Source organism: Actinocorallia sp. A-T 12471, from assembly GCF_033875155.1.
In the GTDB taxonomy this organism is placed as follows: Bacteria; Actinomycetota; Actinomycetes; order Streptosporangiales; family Streptosporangiaceae; genus Actinocorallia.
Genome location: NZ_JAWZTE010000007.1, coordinates 301,666 through 317,087 on the forward strand (window position 1 = coordinate 301,666; position 15,422 = coordinate 317,087).

Sequence of the window (15,422 nt, forward strand, 5' to 3'; positions counted from 1 at the left end):
GTCTGACCTGGGGAAAGCCAACAAAATGGGTCCGTCCACCGAGACGGGCCCGGGATTCTCGCGGCGGTCGCTCGCCCGCGACCGCCGCCGCGCTCACCGCTGTTCGCGGTCGAGCTCGTAGGCGTTGAGCCGCTGGGAGATCCACTCCGCGGTCAACTGGACTGACGGGATCAGGCGGTCGAGCCGCGTGCGGGAGATGGGCGCGGTCACCGAGATCGCGCCCGCCACCCTGTGGTGCGCGCCGCGCACCGGTGCGGCCACCGACAGGTAGCCGACCCTCGTCTCCTCGCTCTCCAGCGCGAAGCCCTGGGCGCGGACGCGCCCGAGTTCGGCGCGCAGCAGGCGCGGCGCGGTGAGGGTGTGGCCGGTGAGCTTGTGCAGCGGGCCGGTCAGCAGGTCCTCGGCGAACCTGCTCGGCGCGTGCGCGAGCAGCACCCTGCCGGTGGCGGTGCAGTGCAGCGGCATCCGCCCGCCCGTGCGGGACGGCTGGGCGACCGACCTGTGGCCGCCGAGCTTCTCGATGTACAGGACCTCAGCGCCGTCCCTGACCGCGCAGTGCACCGTCTCGTGGGTGGTGTGCGCCAGTTCCTCCAGGAACGGCAACGCCACCTCGTGCAGGACGCGTTGGCGGGGGGCGATCTGGCCGAGCTCGAACAGCCGCAGGCCGAGCCGGTAGCCAGAGCCCGCGCGTTCCAGCATTCCCCAGGCGACGAGCTCCTGGCTGAGCCGGTGGACCGTGGCCTTCGACAGGCCGGTCCTGCGGACGAGCGCGGCGAGCGCGACGCCCTCCTCGTCGGGGTGGAACGCCTCGAGGATCAGCCTGACCTTGGCGAGCACTGAGTCGGGGGCGGGGTCGGGGGCGGGGTCTGCGGGTACGGGGGCCGGGGGCAGGGTCGGAGTCGGTGGCGGGGTCGGTGAGGGTACGCGGACGTGGCCGGTGATCTCGGTGGTGATCATCTGACTTCCTTCTCGCCTCCGGCGGATCGGTGGGGGTGAGCCCGTCGGTCATCGGGGAAGCTCCAGGACGACGCGGCCGCGCGCGCGGCCTGCGGCGAGGTCGGCCCAGGCCGCCGCGGCGTCGGCGAGCGGACGGCGGTCCACGCGCAGGCTCAGCCCGCCGCCGGACAGGTCGGCGAGCAGGCCGTCGGCGAGCGCGAACGCCTGCGGCGCCCTGCGGATCATGTTGAGGAACCTGAGGTCGACGTCGTGGACGCAGCGCGACGGCAGGTCGAGTTCCAGCTTCGTGCCCGCGGTGTACCCGACGACGACGGCGACGCCGCCGGGCGCGACGGCGTCGAGCCGGGTCGCGAGGCCGGGACCGCCGACCGTCTCGATGAGCACGTCGTAGGGACCGTCGTCGGCGTCACCGTGCAGGACCCTCGTCCCCTCGGGGACCAGCGCCGCGCGCTCGGGCCGGGACACGAGGCCGGTGACCTCGGCTCCCGCGCGCCGGGCGAGCTGGACGGCGAGGGAGCCGACCGCGCCCGCCGCGCCGGTGACCAGCACCCGGCTTCCCGCGCCGACCCCCGCGAGCTCGTGGACGGCGAGGTGCGCCGAGGTCGCCGGGGAGAAGAAGCACGCGGCGAGCGCCGGATCCGTGCCGTCGGGCGCGGGGTGCAGCGCCTCGTCCGGGACGGCGACGAGTTCGGCGGCGAGCCCGTCGCGGTCGACGCCGAGGCCCGCGCCCCTGATCCACACGAGGGTTCCCTCAGGGAACGCGTCGGATTCCACGATGTGGCCCGCGCCGTCGCCGCAGGGCACGTAGGGCGGCTCGGGGTGGCGGGGGAAGGTGCCTGAGGCGACCGACCGGTCCAGATGGCCGAGGGTGACCGCGGCCATCCGGACCAGCGAGGAACCGGGCGCGCGCTCCGGCTCCGTGAGCCCTTCCGACGGCTCGGGCGGCGCCCCGAACCTGCGGACGAGGAGACCTCGCATCGGGCTCACCCGCCAAGCCGCGCTGACGCGGCGGCTCGGCGGACGGTTGTGGTGTTACGGCTCATCCGTGTCTTCCCTCGACGCTCGGGCCGCCGGCGAACAGGGAGAAGTCGGGCGACGGCTCGCCGCGCTCGATCTCGGGGAGGTCGGCGACGACTCCGGCGAGCCAGTCGAGCTCGGCGGGGTCGTCGAGCAGCGGGAAGAAGACGACCTCGTCGGCGCCCTGCGCGCGGTAGGCGCGCACGGCCGCCTCGATGCCTTCTTTGCCCCGGGAGATCCCGGAAAGGACGGGTTCGGGCGGGCCGCCGTTCTTCAGGTAGGAGGCGAGGCGTGCGGCGGCGAGGTCGTCGGTCTTCTCGCTCGACGCGTACCAGGTGCTGGCGACGAGCCGGGGACGGCCCGGCTTGCCCGCGCCCTCCCACGCCTTGACCGCGCCGAACGCCTCGAAGGCGAACACCTCGGGCTTGAGGCCGCCGCTCACCAGGCCGTGGCCGTAGGTGACCATCCGGCGCAGCGCGGGGTCGGACGCGCCGCCGACCAGGATCTCGAGGTCGCCGAGCTCAGGGCCGACGCAGTTGTCCTCGCCCTTGAGGTCGCGCATGGCCTCGAGGGCGGCGAACTGCTCGTCCATGATCCTGCCGCGCCGCTCCCACGGCACGCCGGAGACCTCGTAGTCGTTGCGCCGGTTGCCGATGGCGAGTCCCATCGTGACGCGACCGGGCGCGAGCACGGTCAGCGTCGCGACCTGCTTGGCGAACAGCGGCACCGGGCGCAGCGGGCCGAGGAACGCCGCGGTCAGCAGCCTGACCCGCGACGTGAGCGCGGCGGCCGCCGCCATCGTCATCATGATCTCGTGGTTGACGTAGACGTAGCGGTCGGCGACCCCGAGGGAGCTGAAGGGGCCGTCCTCGATCCCCCGGATCCAGGCGCGCAGCGTGTCGCCGTCGCATCCGGGCACGCCGTTGGGGAGCAGGACCCCGATCTTGTTGGGCATGGGCGTGTGAGCTCCTGATCAGTAGCCGTGGCGGCGGAGGTTGACGAGGGGTTCTCCGGCGGCGTGCCGCCGGATCTGGTCTCCGGCGAGCCGGTAGGCGCGCTCGCGCCAGCGCGCGGACGACCCGGCGACATGCGGGGTGATGATGACGCCGGGCGCGGACCACAGGGGATGGCCGGGCGGCAGCGGTTCTGGATCGGTGCAGTCGAGCGCGGCGCGGACCCGGCCCGCGTGCAGCGCCGCCACGAGCGCGTCGGTGTCGACGAGCGCGCCGCGCGCGGCGTTGACGAGCAGCGCGCCGGGCCGCATCCGTTCGAGGAACGCGGCGTCGACCAGGCCCCGGGTGGCGGCGGTCGCGGGCGCGAGCAGGACGACGACGTCGGCGTCGGGCAGCAGGCCGGGCAGGTCGTCCGGCCCGTGGACGCCCTCGCGGGCATGGCCCGCGACCCCGGTCACCGAGGTCCCGAACGCCTTCAGCCGCTGTTCCAGCGCGCGGCCGATCGAGCCGTGCCCGACGACGAGCACCCGCTGGTCGGCGAGGTCGGCCGAACCCGGGCCTTCGCCGTGCGCGGTGTTGCCCGCGGTGTCCCACTCGCCGCGCGCCTGGGCCGCGATGTGGCGCGGGAGGTCGCGGTTGGCGGCAAGGACCACGCCGACGATCCACTCGGCGACCGGCACGTCATGCGCGCCGCTCGCGTTGCACAGCGCGACGCCTTCGGGCAGCGGCGGCAGCCAGTCCACGCCCGCGTTGAGCGTCTGGACGACCCGCAGGGCGCGCAGGTCGGGCAGGCGCTCGGCGAACTCGGCGCGCTGGCGGGCGTCGAGGACGCAGAACTCCGCGTCCCGCGCCTCGGGCGCGTCGAGCGCGACTGTCTCGACTGACGCGGGCAGCGGGCCGAGCGCGTCGGCGGGCGCGTCGGACGGCAGGATGACGAGCATCAGCGCTCCCTCAGTCCACGGGCGATGAGCCTCGGCCGCAGGTCGCGGGCGTACCGCGCGATCCCCTCGCGGTAGTCGAGCCACGACAGGGCGAGCCCGTCGAGTCCGGCTTCGGCGAGGTCGGCCATCTGTTCCGCGATGGTCTCCGGCGTGCCGACCAGCGGGAGCGCGAAGAACCCCGCGACCGCCGAGGCGGCGAGCGCCTCGGCCTCCGGTCCCGCGAACGGCGGGTTCGGCAGCAGCAGCCGCAGCGCGCGTTCCGCGGCCTGGCGGTCGGCGCTCTCCCCGACCATCCTGGCGTAGGCGCGGCGCGCCTCGTCCTCGGTGTCGGCGCACACCACGTGCGCGGCGGCGAAGACCTTCAGGTCGCGGCCGTGCAGCCGCGCCGCGTCCGCCTTCAGCTCGGGGACGATCTTCGCGGCGGCCTCGGCGTCGGGCGGCAGCGCGAACGTGAGGTCGGCGTGGCAGGCGGCGAACGCCCGGCCGGCCGGGCCGTACCCGGCGTTCATCACCACCGGGCGGCCCCGCTGGACCGGCTTCGGCTCCGACAGCACCCCGCGCGCCTTGAAGTACGTGCCGTCGAAGTCGAACTCCTCCTCGGCCGCCCAGATCCGCTTCAGGAACGCCATCCACTCGTCGGCGACGGCGTATCTGTCGTCGTGCCCCGCCCCGTCGAGGCCGAACATCCGCAGCTCGTCGCCGTTCCATCCGGCGACGACGTTGACGGCGAACCTGCCGCCCGCGATGTGGTCGACCGTCGCGATCTGCTTGGCGGCGCTGACGGGGTGCGTCACCGGGACGTGGAACGTCGCGAACACCTGGATCCTGCTGGTGACCGCGGCGATCCCGGCCGCCCACGTCAGCGACTCGAAGGAGCGGTGCGCCGCACGCCGTCCCGGGTCGGCCATGCCGCGCCAGCGTCCGACGGGGATGATCGCCTCGAAGCCCGCGCGTTCGGCCGCCCTGGCGATCTCGACGCTCTCGGTCCAGGTCGCCTTGGGGGCCTCCGGCGCGCGGGTGAGGTTCGCGCCGCCCGCCATGTTCGGCGCGAACACCGCGAGTCTGAGGCGGTTCGCGCTGCCGAGGAGCGGACCGGCGTACCGGTCCGCGGTGGCGGTCACACCCGGGCCGCGGGCGGCCGGGTGTCGGCCCCCTCGGCGATCTCGGGGATGTGGCCGAGCGCCGTCGGCAGGTCGGTGCCGTCGGCGAGCCTGACGACCGGCGCGAGCTTGGGCCTGCCGTACTGGGCGGCCATCTCGGCGTGCGTCTCGGGCGCGGGCCTGGGCAGCCGCAGGTGGTCGGCGCGGCCGTCGGGCTCGCGGAAGTGCGGGATGACCTCCTCGGCCATGATCTGGAGGTTCTTCATCACCATCCAGTGCGGCATCGAGCCGAGCGGGCCGCCCGCGCTGATCGCCATGCCGAGCCCGTAGTCCTCGATCATCCGCTCATACGCCTCGATGACGGTCTGCGGCGAGCCGACGACGATGTAGCCCTGGTCGATCAGCTCCTCGTAGGACATCTCCCAGAAGTTCTTCACGCCTGCGGCCTGGCGGCCCTTGATCGTCCTCAGCATCGACTCGGCCGAGTTGTAGCCGGGCGGCATCAGGTGGTGCATGGGGATCTTCAGGCCGGTGCGGAAGAACCACATGACGTGCGGCATGAACTCGCGCCTGGCCTGCTCGTCGGTCTCCGCGACATAGGTCGGGACGACGCGGCCGAGCTGGGCGGGCGAGGGTTCATACCCGTACTTTTCCCGGCAGATCTCACGGAACAGGGCGAACGACCGCTTCGTCACCCAGTTCGACGTGGTCGTCTGCATGTAGGAGAACCTGCGCTTGGCGACCTCGTCGATCGTGTCGGTCGAGCCGGTGCCCGGCATCCAGATCGGCGGGTGCGGCTGCTGGAGCGGGCGCGGCCACGGGTTGACGTGCTCGATGTCGTAGTGCTCGCCCTGCCAGGTGAACGGTCCCGGCTCCGTCCAAGCCTTCATGATGAGGTCGTGCGCCTCCCAGAAGCGGTCCTTGGACGTCGTCGGGTTCATGCCCGAGGAGTGGTACTCCGCGCCCATGCCGCGCACGTGCCCGGAGATGATCCGGCCGCCGGAGACGATGTCGAGCATCGCGATCTCCTCGGCGACCCGCAGCGGGTTCTGGTGCAGCGGCAGCGCGTTGCCGATGACGCCGATCTTGACCTTGCTTGTCTTCGCGGCCAGGTAGGCGGCCCACACGTTGGGGGCGTTGATCGTGCCGAACGCGTTCTGGTGGTGCTCGTTGACGATGATGCCGTCGAAGCCGAACCGCTCGCAGGCGACGAGCTGCTCGAGGTTGTCGGTGTACAGGCGGTGCGCCACGTGCGGTTCGAAGTGGGTGTTCGGGATGGTCACCCAGGTCGACTCCAGGTCCTCGCCCGGGGGGATGTGCGGGTAGGGCATGAGGTGGAAGACATGGAACTGGAGCCGGTTAGGCATCGTGCGCCTCCGTGAGGAAGTCGGTGATCAGGTCGGCGGTCCGCTCGGGGTGCTGGACCGGGAAGGCGTGGCCGCCGGGCAGGGCGTGCGAGCGCGCGCCGAGCAGCTCGGCCCAGCGCGCGCCGTGCGCGGGCGGCACGACCCTGTCGTCGTCGGCGGTGACGACGAGGGCGGGCAGGCCGAGCGGGGGAAGCCGCCGCTCGAGCTTGAGGTCGTAGCGGAAGTCCCACATGAGCCGGGCCGCGCCGCCCATGTCGCCGTAGCGCGCGGCGAACTCCTCGGGGCCGCCAAGCTCGGGCGTCCCGGGGCCGGGGACCACGCCTTCGACGGGTTCGCCGCTGAAGTACAGGTCGTCGTAGGTGGCGGGGTCGGCGATGAAGACGTCGGCGATCGGCTCGCCCGGCACCCGCAGGCCGAAGGGGGCAAGGACCGTCAGGCTCTTGACGCGGCCGGGGTTGAGGATCGCGAAGTCGGCGGCGAGCCACGCGCCGAGGCCGTGCCCGGCGAGGTGGACCCGGTCGAGGCCGAGCGCGTCGAGCAGCGCGCGGTACAGCAGCACGACGTCGGTGCGGTCGGTGACCCACGGCGGGCACGGGCTGTCGCCGAACCCGGGGGCCTCGGGCGCGATCACGTCGGCGCGCTCGGCGAGCCGCGCGTGGAACGGGCTCCAGCAGCGGGTGAGCCAGTGGCCGTGCAGGTACAGCAGCGGCTCGCCCGCGCCGTCGCGGCGCAGCGCGAGCTCGGCCCCGCCCACCTCGACACGGTCGGGCTCGGTGTGCCAGCGAGGGCCGGAACGTGTACGCACGTCGCTCACGAATTCTCCTTCTCGGGGGAGGTCTTGGCCTGGGCGCTCTGCGCCGGGGCGGTCTCGATCTGGGCGCCCTCCGCCCGGGCGGTCTCCGCCGGGGCGGCCTGGGCGGTCTCGGCCGGGGCGGTCCTGGCTTGGGCGGTCTCGGCCGGGGCGGCCTGGGCCGGGGCGGGCTGGGCGGTCTCGGCCGGGGCGGTCCTGGCTTGGGCGGTCTCGGCCGGGGAGGGCTGGGCCGGGGAGGGCTGGGCCGGGGCGGTCCTGGCTTGGGCGGTCTCGGCCGGGGAGGGCTGGGCCGGGGAGGGCTGGGTGGGGGAGGGTTGGGCGAGGAAGGTGAGGACCGCGTCGTTCCAGGCGTCGGCGGCCTCGAGCTGGGGGCAGTGGCCGCAGCCGGGGAACGTGCGGAGCTGTGCGCCGGGGATGGCGGCGGCGACGTCGGCGGCGAAGCCGGGGGGCTTCAGGCGGTCGAGGTCGCCCGCGGTGACGAGGGTCGGCACGGTGACGCGGGAGTAGTCGAACGGGTCGCCGAGCGGGGGCGGCCGGTGGCCCGGCGGGCGCAGGGCGAGCGACGCGAACGCCTCGTACGCGCCGGGGGCCAGCGCGGCCTCGAGCCTGGGCATGACGACCGAGTCGTCGGCGGCCCATGACGGGTCGGCGAACGCGAGCGCGATCTGGGCGCGCATCGCGTCGACGGTCCCGGTGAAGTCCATGAGCGCGGCGAGCGCGTCGCCGGACACGGGCGGGCCGCCCGCGCTGACCAGGACCATCCGGCGGACCGCGAGCCGCGGGCTCGGCGAGGTCTGGTCGCGCAGCAGGTGGGACCCGCCCATGGACAGCCCGACGACGTCGGCCTCCTCGACGCCCAGCGCGGCGAGGAGGCCCTCGAGGTTGTCGAGCATCCGGCCCGCGCGGTCGGCGAAGTCGACGATCTTGTCGGTGCCGCCGAAGCCGAGCCAGTCGGGCGCGATCACCCGGTGGGCGCGGCTGAGCGCGGGGATCGCGGTCGGCCACGCGGTGGCCGCGCACTCGCCCCAGGCCCCGCCGTGCAGCAGGACGACCGGAGGTCCGTCTCCCGCCTCCAGGAAGTGGGTGCGCACGCCGTCCACGGTGACGGTGCGCGAGGCGGTCTCTGCCACGAACACTCCTTCAAGTTGATGACGGTCGTCATGAAAATAACCAAATCTCCTGCTCCGGGAAAGACCCTGTTTCGCTGAGCAGAACCGGGAACTACGCCGAGGCCGGACGATGCATTTACATGACGGTCGTGAACGAACCATTCGACAGTGCCGCATTCCGCGCGGCCATGGGCAGGTACGGGACCGGGGTCGTCGTGATCGCCGCGACGGTGGACGGCGCGCCGCACGGCATGGCGGTGAACTCCTTCACCTCGGTGTCCCTTGATCCGCCGCTCGTCGCCTTCTGCGCGGCGCACACGTCGAGCACCTGGCCGGCGCTGCGCCGCGCGACGGGCTGGGCCGTCAGCGTCCTGGCCGCCGACCAGGAAGACGTCTGCCGCACCTTCTCCCGCAAGGGCGCCGACAGATTCGCCGCCGTGCCCTGGACCACCTCACCCGGCGGCCACCCCGTCATGGCCGACGCCCTCGCCTGGCTCGACCTCACCCCCCACGCCATCCACCCGGCCGGCGACCACGAGCTCGTCCTGGGCCGCGTCACGGCCCTCGGCGTCGAGCGCGAGGCCGCCGACCCCCTGATGTTCTTCCGGGGCTCCTTCCGCGCCCTGTCCCCCACCGAAACCGGGCCCCCCACCCCCCTCACCCGCACCCTCGACGTCGACTCCCCCTTCTTCGCCGTCCTCAACGCCCACCTCGACCCCCACTGACCCCACCCCCACCCCGACCTCCGCCCCCCGGGAGCACCCCAAGCCCAGGCAGCACCCCCGGACCGAACCGCACTACCCCATATCCGACCGGCCCCGCACCGCAGACGCCTTCTCGGGCCTGGACACAGGCACGCCGGAGGCGTCAACGCGGACGCCCCCTCCGGGGCCGGGCAGCGCTCTCGGACCTGACCGCGACGACCCAAGTCCCGCCGCTCCCGCGCCGCGGACGCCCCCTCCGCCCCCGGTGCGACACCGGGAGCATCCCAAGCCCGGGCAGCGCCCCCGGAGCGGACCGCACTGCCCCATATCCGACCGGCCCCGCACCGCAGACGCCTTCTCGGACCTGGACACAGGCACGCCGGAGGCGTCAACGCGGACGCCCCCTCCGGAGCCGGGCAGCGCTCTCGGACCTGACCGCGACGACCCAAGTCCCGCCGCTCCCGCACCGCAGGGGCCCTCTCTGGGCCGGGGGGCACTGGCGCGGCGGGCGCCGTCAGCGCGGACGCCCGCTCCGGGGGCGGGCAGCGCTCTCGGGTCTGACCGCGATGACCCGGGTCCCGCCGGGCCCGGGCCGCGGGTGCCTTCGATGGGCCGGGGGGCACTGGCGCGGCGGGTGCCGTCAATGCGGACGCCCGCTCCGGGGCCGGGGGGCGCGGAGCGGGCGGGTTCGGGTGGGGGGGTCAGAGGGTTGTGGCGATGCCCAGGTGGAGCATTTCGCGCGTGAAGTCGCAGGCGTAGCCGGTCCAGGCGTCGCGGAGGAGGCGTTCGGGGGCGGAGCCTGCGGTGACGCCGGTCGCGCCGTGCAGGCGGACGGCGTGCTGGGCGCAGGAGATCGCGGCGTCGACCGCGCGGGTCTTGGCCGCCGGGACGACAAGGGCGAGTTCCGAGGGGTCGGCCTTGGCGTCGAGCGCGGCGGCGGCGTCGTGGACGAGGAGGCGTGCGGTGCGCAGCTCGACGGCCATCTCCGCGAGGGCCAGGGCGACGGCCTGGTGCTCGCGCAGCGGGCGGCCCCAGCTCGTCCGGGTCCCGGTGTGGGCCAGCGCCGCCTCGTACGCGGCCCGCGCGACGCCGACGAACACCGCGGCGAGGCCCACCGCCATGCCCGGCGTCGTCGTCATCAGCAGCCGCAGGCCCTCGCCCTCCGGGCCGATCCGCGCCGACGCGGGCACCCGCACCTCATCGAGGAACAGTTCGGCGTGGAAGCCGCCGCGCAGCCCCAGGAGGTGCGAGCGCGGCCCGACGGTGAGGCCGGGCGCGTCGGCCGGTACCCAGAAGACCGTGGGGCCCGCCTCGGCCCTGGCGAAGACGAGGTAGGCGTCCGCGATGCCCGCGTTCGTCACCCACTGCGCCTTCGATCCGCTGATCACATAGGACGTCCCGGTACGCTCCGCCCGGGTGCGCATCCGCGAGCCGGGCTCGGCGGCGGGGTCGAACAGCTCGGAGCCCGACACCGAGGGCTCGTTGAGCGCCCCGGCGAGGATCGTCGTGCCCTCGGCCACGCCGGGCAGCCAGTCGCGGCGCTGCCGGTCGGTGCCCGCCGCGAGGACGAGGTCGGGGACCGAGGCCGTCAGGCTGAGCCCCGCCGCGAACCCCGCGTCCACCGCGCCGAGCTCCTCGGTCGCCACGGCGTGGTCGAGGTAGCCGCCGCCCGAGCCGCCGAAGGACTCGGGGATGAGCAGCCCGGGCAACCCGAGTCCGGCGGCCTCGCGCACCAGACGACGGGCAGCGTCGGCGGTGAGCTGCTCCCCCGACGTCTCCGGCGCGATCCGCCGCTCGGCGAAGTCCCGCGCCGCCTCGGTGAGCAGCCGCCGTTCCAGGCCGGGCCCGCGCGTCATGTCATCGCCTTTCCGGTCCTGATCCTGTCGAGCCCGATCGCGACGACGAGCACGACGCCGCTCACCACGTTGCTCCAGAACGGGCTCACCCCCGCCAGCGTCACTCCGTTCTGTAGCACCCCTAGGAACATGACCCCCAGCAGCGTTCCTAGCAGTGATCCGCGGCCGCCCATGAACGAGGTGCCGCCGAGCAGGACCGCGGCCCCGGCCGTCAGCTCGAGGCCGATGCCGGTGTCCGGCGACGCCGAGGTGGTCCGGGAGGCCGCGACGACCCCCGCCAGCCCGGCGAGCGCCGCGCACAGCGTGTACACCGCGACCCTGATCCCCGCGACGTTGATCCCGGCGAGCCGCGCCGCCTCGGGGTTGCCGCCGACCGCGTAGACCATCCTGCCGAACCCGGTGTACCGCAGGACGAGCAGCGCGGCGACGAACACCCCCGCCGCGATCAGCACCGTGTACGGGATTCCGGCGATCCGCCCCGAGCCGAGCGTGACGAGGAAGCCGTGCTCGTAGACGCTCTGGGACTGCCCAGAGGACCAGATCTGGGCGAGCCCGTGCAGCAGCGACGAGGTGCCGATCGTCACCACGAGGAACGACAGCCCGGACACACCGATGAGCAATCCGTTGGTCAGCGCTCCCACTACTAGCGCCGCTAGCACCGCGAGCAGCAGCGCGGCGGGCGCAGGCAGCGGCCCGAGCAGCTTCCAGCAGATGATCGCCGAGAAGCCCATCATCGCGCCGACCGACAGGTCGATGCCGCCGGTGAGCAGCACGAAGGTGAGGCCGACCGACACCAGCAGCAGGACCGAGTTGGTCTCGGCGATGTTCGCGAAGTTCGCGGGCGACAGGAACTGCTCCTGGGTGACCGCGAGAACGACGACCAGCAGCCCTAGCACCGCTAGCACGCCGGTGTACTGGGCGACGGACTCCGGCACCGGCCGTCTCGGCCCCCGCGCCGCCTCACGCGGCGGCGCCTTTTCGGAAACCGTCATGATTCTTCCCCTCCGCCCAGCGCCAGCAGCGCTATGGCCTCCTCCGAAGCCTGCGCGCGGCTGAGTTCGCCGCGCGCGTCCCCGTCGGCGAGCACGATGATCCGGTCGGCGAGGCCGAGCAGTTCCACAAGGTCGGACGAGGCCATCAGCACCGCGCATCCTGCGGCGGCGAGATCGGCGATCGCCCGGTAGATGTCGGCGCGCGCGCCGATGTCGACGCCGCGCGTGGGCTCGTCGAGCAGCAGGACGCGCGGGTCGTCGCCGAGCGCCCTGGCGATCACGACCTTCTGCGCGTTCCCCCCGGAAAGGGCGGCGACGGGCGTGCCGACGCCGTCGCAGCGCACCCGGTAGGCGGCGACCGCCTTCTCGGCACGCGTATGGTCGGCGGCCCGGTCGGTGCGGCCGAACGTCCGCAGCCAGGGGGCCGCGAGGTTGTCGCGGATCGAGTGGGCGGGCGCGAGCCCCTGCGCGAACCTGTCTTCCGGCACAAGGACGACGCCCGCTCGCCTGGCCGCGCGCGGCGACGGGCCCGTCAACGGCGTCCCGTCCACCTCGACGCCCCCGCGCACCGGCCGCCGCAGCCCGGCGAGGGTCTCCAGCAGTTCGCTGCGCCCCGACCCGACGAGCCCGGCGAGCCCGACGATCTCCCCGGCCCGCACCGAAAGGGACAGCGCGTGCGGCGACCTGACGGTGACGAGCCCGCGCACATCGAGCCTGACCCCGCCGAACCCGGGGGCGCGCGCGGGGAAGTAGTCGCCGAGGTCGCGGCCGACCATCGCCCGCGACACCTCGTCGTCGGACAGTTCGTGCCCGCCGAGTTCGGCGACGGTGACGCCGTCGCGCAGCACGCTCGCCCGGTGCGCGAGCCTGCGCATCTCCGGCAGCCGGTGCGTGATCAGCACGACGCCCACCCCCGAGGCGGCGAGCGGCTCGACCACCGCGTAGAGCCTTTCTGGGTCGGGCAGCCGGGCGGTGACCTCGTCAAGGATGAGCAGCCGGGGGTCGGCCGCGAGCGCCTGGGCCAGCGCGACGAGCTCGCGGTCGCCCGGCGGCAGCGACTCGGCGGGCCTGCGCGGGTCGAGCCGCAGCCCCACCCGCGCGAGCAGCGGTTCGGCCGCCGCGACGAGCCGCGCGCGACGCACCCGGCTCATCGGCCCGCCGAGCCGCGCCAGCATGACGTTCTCGGCGACCGAGAGCGCGGGCACCAGCGTCGGCTCCTGGGAGACCAGGCAGACACCCGCCTCCAGCGCCTGACGCGGACCGGCGAACCTGACGGGCACGCCGTCGAGCTCGACGGTCCCGGAGTCGGGCGCGAGCGCCCCCGCGATGATCTTCGACAGCGTCGACTTGCCCGAGCCGTTCTCCCCGGCGAGGCAGACCACCTCGCCGCGCGCGACGGTCAGCGAGGCGTCGCGCAGCGCGGCGACCGGGCCGAAGCTCTTGGCCACCCGCTCGACCCGCAGGACCGGCGGCACGCCGGTCCCGCGGTCGGTGACACGGTCAGTCGAGCTTGACATGGGTTCTGCCGTCGCGCTCTTCCAGCTCGATCTTGAACGGGTTGTCGACCCGGGCGGAGATCGGCTGCCAGGAGTCGACGTTGTCCTTGTCGAGCTTCACCGTCGGCACCACGATCTCCTTGGCGATCTCGGCCCCGCACAGCGCGCGCAGCGCCGCGTAGGCGAGCGCCTGGCCCGTCTTGTCGTACGGCACGCCGAACGTCGTGGTGATCTTGCCGGCCTTGACCAGCGGGATCGCGTCGGGCTGGCCGTTGATCGAGACGATCGCGGGGGCGAAGTCGCCGGACAGCGACGACGCCGCGCCGATCGCGGAGACGTCGTTGAACGTCCACACGCCCTTGAGGTCGGCGCCGTACTTCTGCTTCCACGCGTCGGTGATCGCCTTGGCCCCGTCGGGGGTGATCTTCTGGTTGACCTGCTGGTCGACCACGTTCAGGCCGATCTTCTCGGCCTCGGCGAGGAACGCCTCCTTCTCCCAGGTGAGCAGTTCGGCGAAGGACGGGCCGAGGATCGCGCCGACCTTGCCGTCGCCGACCTTCTCCTTGAGGATTCGCGCGCCCTCGGTGGCGGCGGTCTCGACGTCGTCGTGGACCATCGTGAAGTAGGGTCCGCCGACCTTGGTGTCGAGCACGATGACGGGGACGTTCTTCGCCCTGGCCTGCGCGAAGACGCCCTGGGTGGCGTTGGGGTCGACCGGGTTGGCGATGAGCGCCGACACGCCCTGCTGGAGCAGCGCGGTGATGTCGGAGATCTGCTTGCCGGGGTCGAGGTTGGCGTTGACGGGCTTCAGTTCCGCGCCGTACTCCTTGAGCGCCTTGGCGACGATCGTCTCGATCGCCTGGAAGTTCGGGTCGGGCAGCGGCTCGCTGAAGCCGACGGTCTTGCCTTCGGCCGCGGCGCAGCCGACGCCGTCGTCGGCTCTGGGCGGGGCGGAGGCGGTGCCGTCGTCCGAGGAGTCTCCGCAGGCGGCGAGGCAGACGAGCAGGCCGGTCGTGGCGAGACCGGCGAGTGTCCGCTGGATAGAGGGGATCATGCGCTACCTCCGGCAGACATGTCGCGGGGGACAGAGGGGGGAGGCACCGGTTCTACCCTGGCCGCGCCGCGCCGGACAGAAGACCGTCTCGCTGAACGAACCGTTCGAAGGGGGCGTGGGCGGCGGGCAGACTAGAACACATGGCCGTGGACGACACCTCAATCGACGGGACGTGGACGGGCGCGACACCCTCCATGGCCGACACCCCGCGGGCCGGCACCGCCGACACCGGGCCGCCCAGGATGCTGATCATGGACGTGTGCGGCGCGTACATGCGGCCGCTCGGCGGCTGGTTCGCCATCGCCAAGATCGTCCAGCTGATGCAGGAGCTCGGCGTCGACGAGGCGGCCACCCGCTCGGCGCTCCAGCGAATGCGGCGCAAGGACCTGCTCGTCCCCGAGCGCCGCAACGGGGTGCGCGGGCTGCGCCTCACCGACCACGCCCTGATGTCACTCGACGCCTCCGACCAGCGGATCTTCGGGCCGCGCTCGCCCGCGCGGCTGCACGACGGCTGGGTCCTCGTGTCGTTCTCCATCCCGGAGGAGGAGCGGTCACGGCGGCATGTGCTGCGCTCCCGGCTGTCGTGGCTCGGCTTCGGCAACCTCAGCAACGGGCTGTGGATGGCCCCGCGCCGGATGATGGGCGAGCTGGAGAAGGCCGTCAGGGAGCTCGGATACCAGCGGTACGTGCTGCTGTTCGAGGCGCACTACGCGGGCTTCGAGGAGCTGTCCTCGCTCGTCGGCCAAGCCTGGGACCTGCGGGAACTCGGCACCCTGTACGCCGACTTCGTCGCGTGGTGCGAGCCCGTCGCCGCACGCTGGCGCGCCGCCCGCCCGACGGGCGCGCAAGCCTTCGCCGACTACACGCTGTGCCTGTACCACTGGCGCAAGTTCCCCTACCTCGACCCCGGCCTGCCGCCCGAGCTGCTGCCGCGCGACTGGGCGGGCCGCCGCGCCGCCGACCTGTTCTTCGACCTGCGGACCAGCCTCGAGGACGCCGCGCTCGACCATGTGCGCAGGACGTGCGCGCTCGGCTGAGTCCGTCCAGCGGACCGTACGGGCCGAC

Annotated in this window: 14 protein-coding genes; 2 read left to right on the forward strand and 12 right to left on the reverse strand. The window is 73.6% G+C overall.

The features are described 5' to 3' along the window. Positions 1-93: 93 nt before the first annotated feature. From R9X44_RS21630 to R9X44_RS21665, 8 genes are all read right to left on the reverse strand, one after another. Complete coding sequence (locus R9X44_RS21630; RefSeq protein ID WP_319816053.1) at positions 94-957, reverse strand: IclR family transcriptional regulator; 864 nt, start codon at positions 955-957, stop codon at positions 94-96. A gap of 48 nt (positions 958-1,005) precedes the next feature. After that, complete coding sequence (locus tag R9X44_RS21635; RefSeq protein WP_319816054.1) at positions 1,006-1,935, reverse strand: quinone oxidoreductase family protein; 930 nt, start codon at positions 1,933-1,935, stop codon at positions 1,006-1,008. 61 nt (positions 1,936-1,996) lie between these two features. Further along, positions 1,997-2,929: an LLM class flavin-dependent oxidoreductase gene (locus R9X44_RS21640; RefSeq protein WP_319816055.1), complete on the reverse strand. Its 933-nt coding sequence runs from the start codon at positions 2,927-2,929 to the stop codon at positions 1,997-1,999. A gap of 18 nt (positions 2,930-2,947) precedes the next feature. Then, a complete protein-coding gene (locus tag R9X44_RS21645; protein ID WP_319816056.1) occupies positions 2,948-3,868 on the reverse strand; it encodes a 2-hydroxyacid dehydrogenase in 921 nt (306 codons plus the stop codon). Further along, entirely contained in the window at positions 3,868-4,989 is a 1,122-nt protein-coding gene (locus tag R9X44_RS21650) for an LLM class flavin-dependent oxidoreductase (RefSeq protein ID WP_319816057.1), read from the reverse strand. The genes R9X44_RS21645 and R9X44_RS21650 overlap by 1 nt, the downstream gene beginning before the upstream one ends. Then, entirely contained in the window at positions 4,986-6,335 is a 1,350-nt protein-coding gene (locus R9X44_RS21655; protein WP_319816058.1) for an LLM class flavin-dependent oxidoreductase, read from the reverse strand. Before R9X44_RS21655 ends, R9X44_RS21650 begins: the two co-directional genes overlap by 4 nt. Next, positions 6,328-7,149 carry an alpha/beta hydrolase gene (locus tag R9X44_RS21660; RefSeq protein ID WP_319816059.1) on the reverse strand — a complete coding sequence of 274 codons (822 nt, stop codon included), beginning with the start codon at positions 7,147-7,149 and terminating at the stop codon, positions 6,328-6,330. Before R9X44_RS21660 ends, R9X44_RS21655 begins: the two co-directional genes overlap by 8 nt. Continuing rightward, positions 7,146-8,276 (reverse strand): alpha/beta fold hydrolase, encoded by a 1,131-nt coding sequence (locus R9X44_RS21665; protein WP_319816060.1) that lies wholly within the window; start codon positions 8,274-8,276, stop codon positions 7,146-7,148. The genes R9X44_RS21660 and R9X44_RS21665 overlap by 4 nt, the downstream gene beginning before the upstream one ends. Positions 8,277-8,395: 119 nt before the next feature. On the opposite strand from R9X44_RS21665, the gene R9X44_RS21670 reads away from it, so the two are divergent. Then, complete coding sequence (locus R9X44_RS21670) at positions 8,396-8,980, forward strand: flavin reductase family protein (protein ID WP_413774968.1); 585 nt, start codon at positions 8,396-8,398, stop codon at positions 8,978-8,980. Between the two features lie 680 nt (positions 8,981-9,660). Here R9X44_RS21670 and R9X44_RS21675 read toward each other — a convergent pair. From R9X44_RS21675 to R9X44_RS21690, 4 genes are read right to left on the reverse strand one after another with little or no spacing between them, the layout of a single operon-like run. Then, the gene (locus tag R9X44_RS21675) at positions 9,661-10,815 is read right to left on the reverse strand and encodes an acyl-CoA dehydrogenase family protein (protein WP_319816062.1); all 1,155 of its coding nucleotides are present in this window, start codon (positions 10,813-10,815) and stop codon (positions 9,661-9,663) included. Further along, a complete protein-coding gene (locus R9X44_RS21680) occupies positions 10,812-11,807 on the reverse strand; it encodes an ABC transporter permease (RefSeq protein WP_319816063.1) in 996 nt (331 codons plus the stop codon). Before R9X44_RS21680 ends, R9X44_RS21675 begins: the two co-directional genes overlap by 4 nt. After that, on the reverse strand, positions 11,804-13,324 hold the full coding sequence (locus R9X44_RS21685; RefSeq protein WP_319816064.1) for a sugar ABC transporter ATP-binding protein: 1,521 nt from the start codon (positions 13,322-13,324) through the stop codon (positions 11,804-11,806). Before R9X44_RS21685 ends, R9X44_RS21680 begins: the two co-directional genes overlap by 4 nt. Continuing rightward, positions 13,308-14,357: a sugar ABC transporter substrate-binding protein gene (locus R9X44_RS21690; RefSeq protein ID WP_319816065.1), complete on the reverse strand. Its 1,050-nt coding sequence runs from the start codon at positions 14,355-14,357 to the stop codon at positions 13,308-13,310. The genes R9X44_RS21685 and R9X44_RS21690 overlap by 17 nt, the downstream gene beginning before the upstream one ends. A 140-nt stretch (positions 14,358-14,497) precedes the next feature. On the opposite strand from R9X44_RS21690, the gene R9X44_RS21695 reads away from it, so the two are divergent. Further along, positions 14,498-15,394 carry a PaaX family transcriptional regulator C-terminal domain-containing protein gene (locus R9X44_RS21695; protein ID WP_319816066.1) on the forward strand — a complete coding sequence of 299 codons (897 nt, stop codon included), beginning with the start codon at positions 14,498-14,500 and terminating at the stop codon, positions 15,392-15,394. Positions 15,395-15,422 lie beyond the last annotated feature (28 nt).

What these genes read in the sequence shown, in the direction of transcription:
- R9X44_RS21630 (WP_319816053.1), bottom strand. Translation starts at nt 957, where the DNA reads ATGATCACCACCGAGATCACCGGCCACGTCCGCGTACCCTCACCGACC.
- R9X44_RS21635 (WP_319816054.1), bottom strand. Translation starts at nt 1,935, where the DNA reads ATGCGAGGTCTCCTCGTCCGCAGGTTCGGGGCGCCGCCCGAGCCGTCG.
- R9X44_RS21640 (WP_319816055.1), bottom strand. Translation starts at nt 2,929, where the DNA reads ATGCCCAACAAGATCGGGGTCCTGCTCCCCAACGGCGTGCCCGGATGC.
- R9X44_RS21645 (WP_319816056.1), bottom strand. Translation starts at nt 3,868, where the DNA reads ATGCTCGTCATCCTGCCGTCCGACGCGCCCGCCGACGCGCTCGGCCCG.
- R9X44_RS21655 (WP_319816058.1), bottom strand. Translation starts at nt 6,335, where the DNA reads ATGCCTAACCGGCTCCAGTTCCATGTCTTCCACCTCATGCCCTACCCG.
- R9X44_RS21670 (WP_413774968.1), top strand. Translation starts at nt 8,396, where the DNA reads ATGACGGTCGTGAACGAACCATTCGACAGTGCCGCATTCCGCGCGGCC.
- R9X44_RS21675 (WP_319816062.1), bottom strand. Translation starts at nt 10,815, where the DNA reads ATGACGCGCGGGCCCGGCCTGGAACGGCGGCTGCTCACCGAGGCGGCG.
- R9X44_RS21680 (WP_319816063.1), bottom strand. Translation starts at nt 11,807, where the DNA reads ATGACGGTTTCCGAAAAGGCGCCGCCGCGTGAGGCGGCGCGGGGGCCG.
- R9X44_RS21685 (WP_319816064.1), bottom strand. Translation starts at nt 13,324, where the DNA reads ATGTCAAGCTCGACTGACCGTGTCACCGACCGCGGGACCGGCGTGCCG.
- R9X44_RS21690 (WP_319816065.1), bottom strand. Translation starts at nt 14,357, where the DNA reads ATGATCCCCTCTATCCAGCGGACACTCGCCGGTCTCGCCACGACCGGC.
- R9X44_RS21695 (WP_319816066.1), top strand. Translation starts at nt 14,498, where the DNA reads ATGGCCGTGGACGACACCTCAATCGACGGGACGTGGACGGGCGCGACA.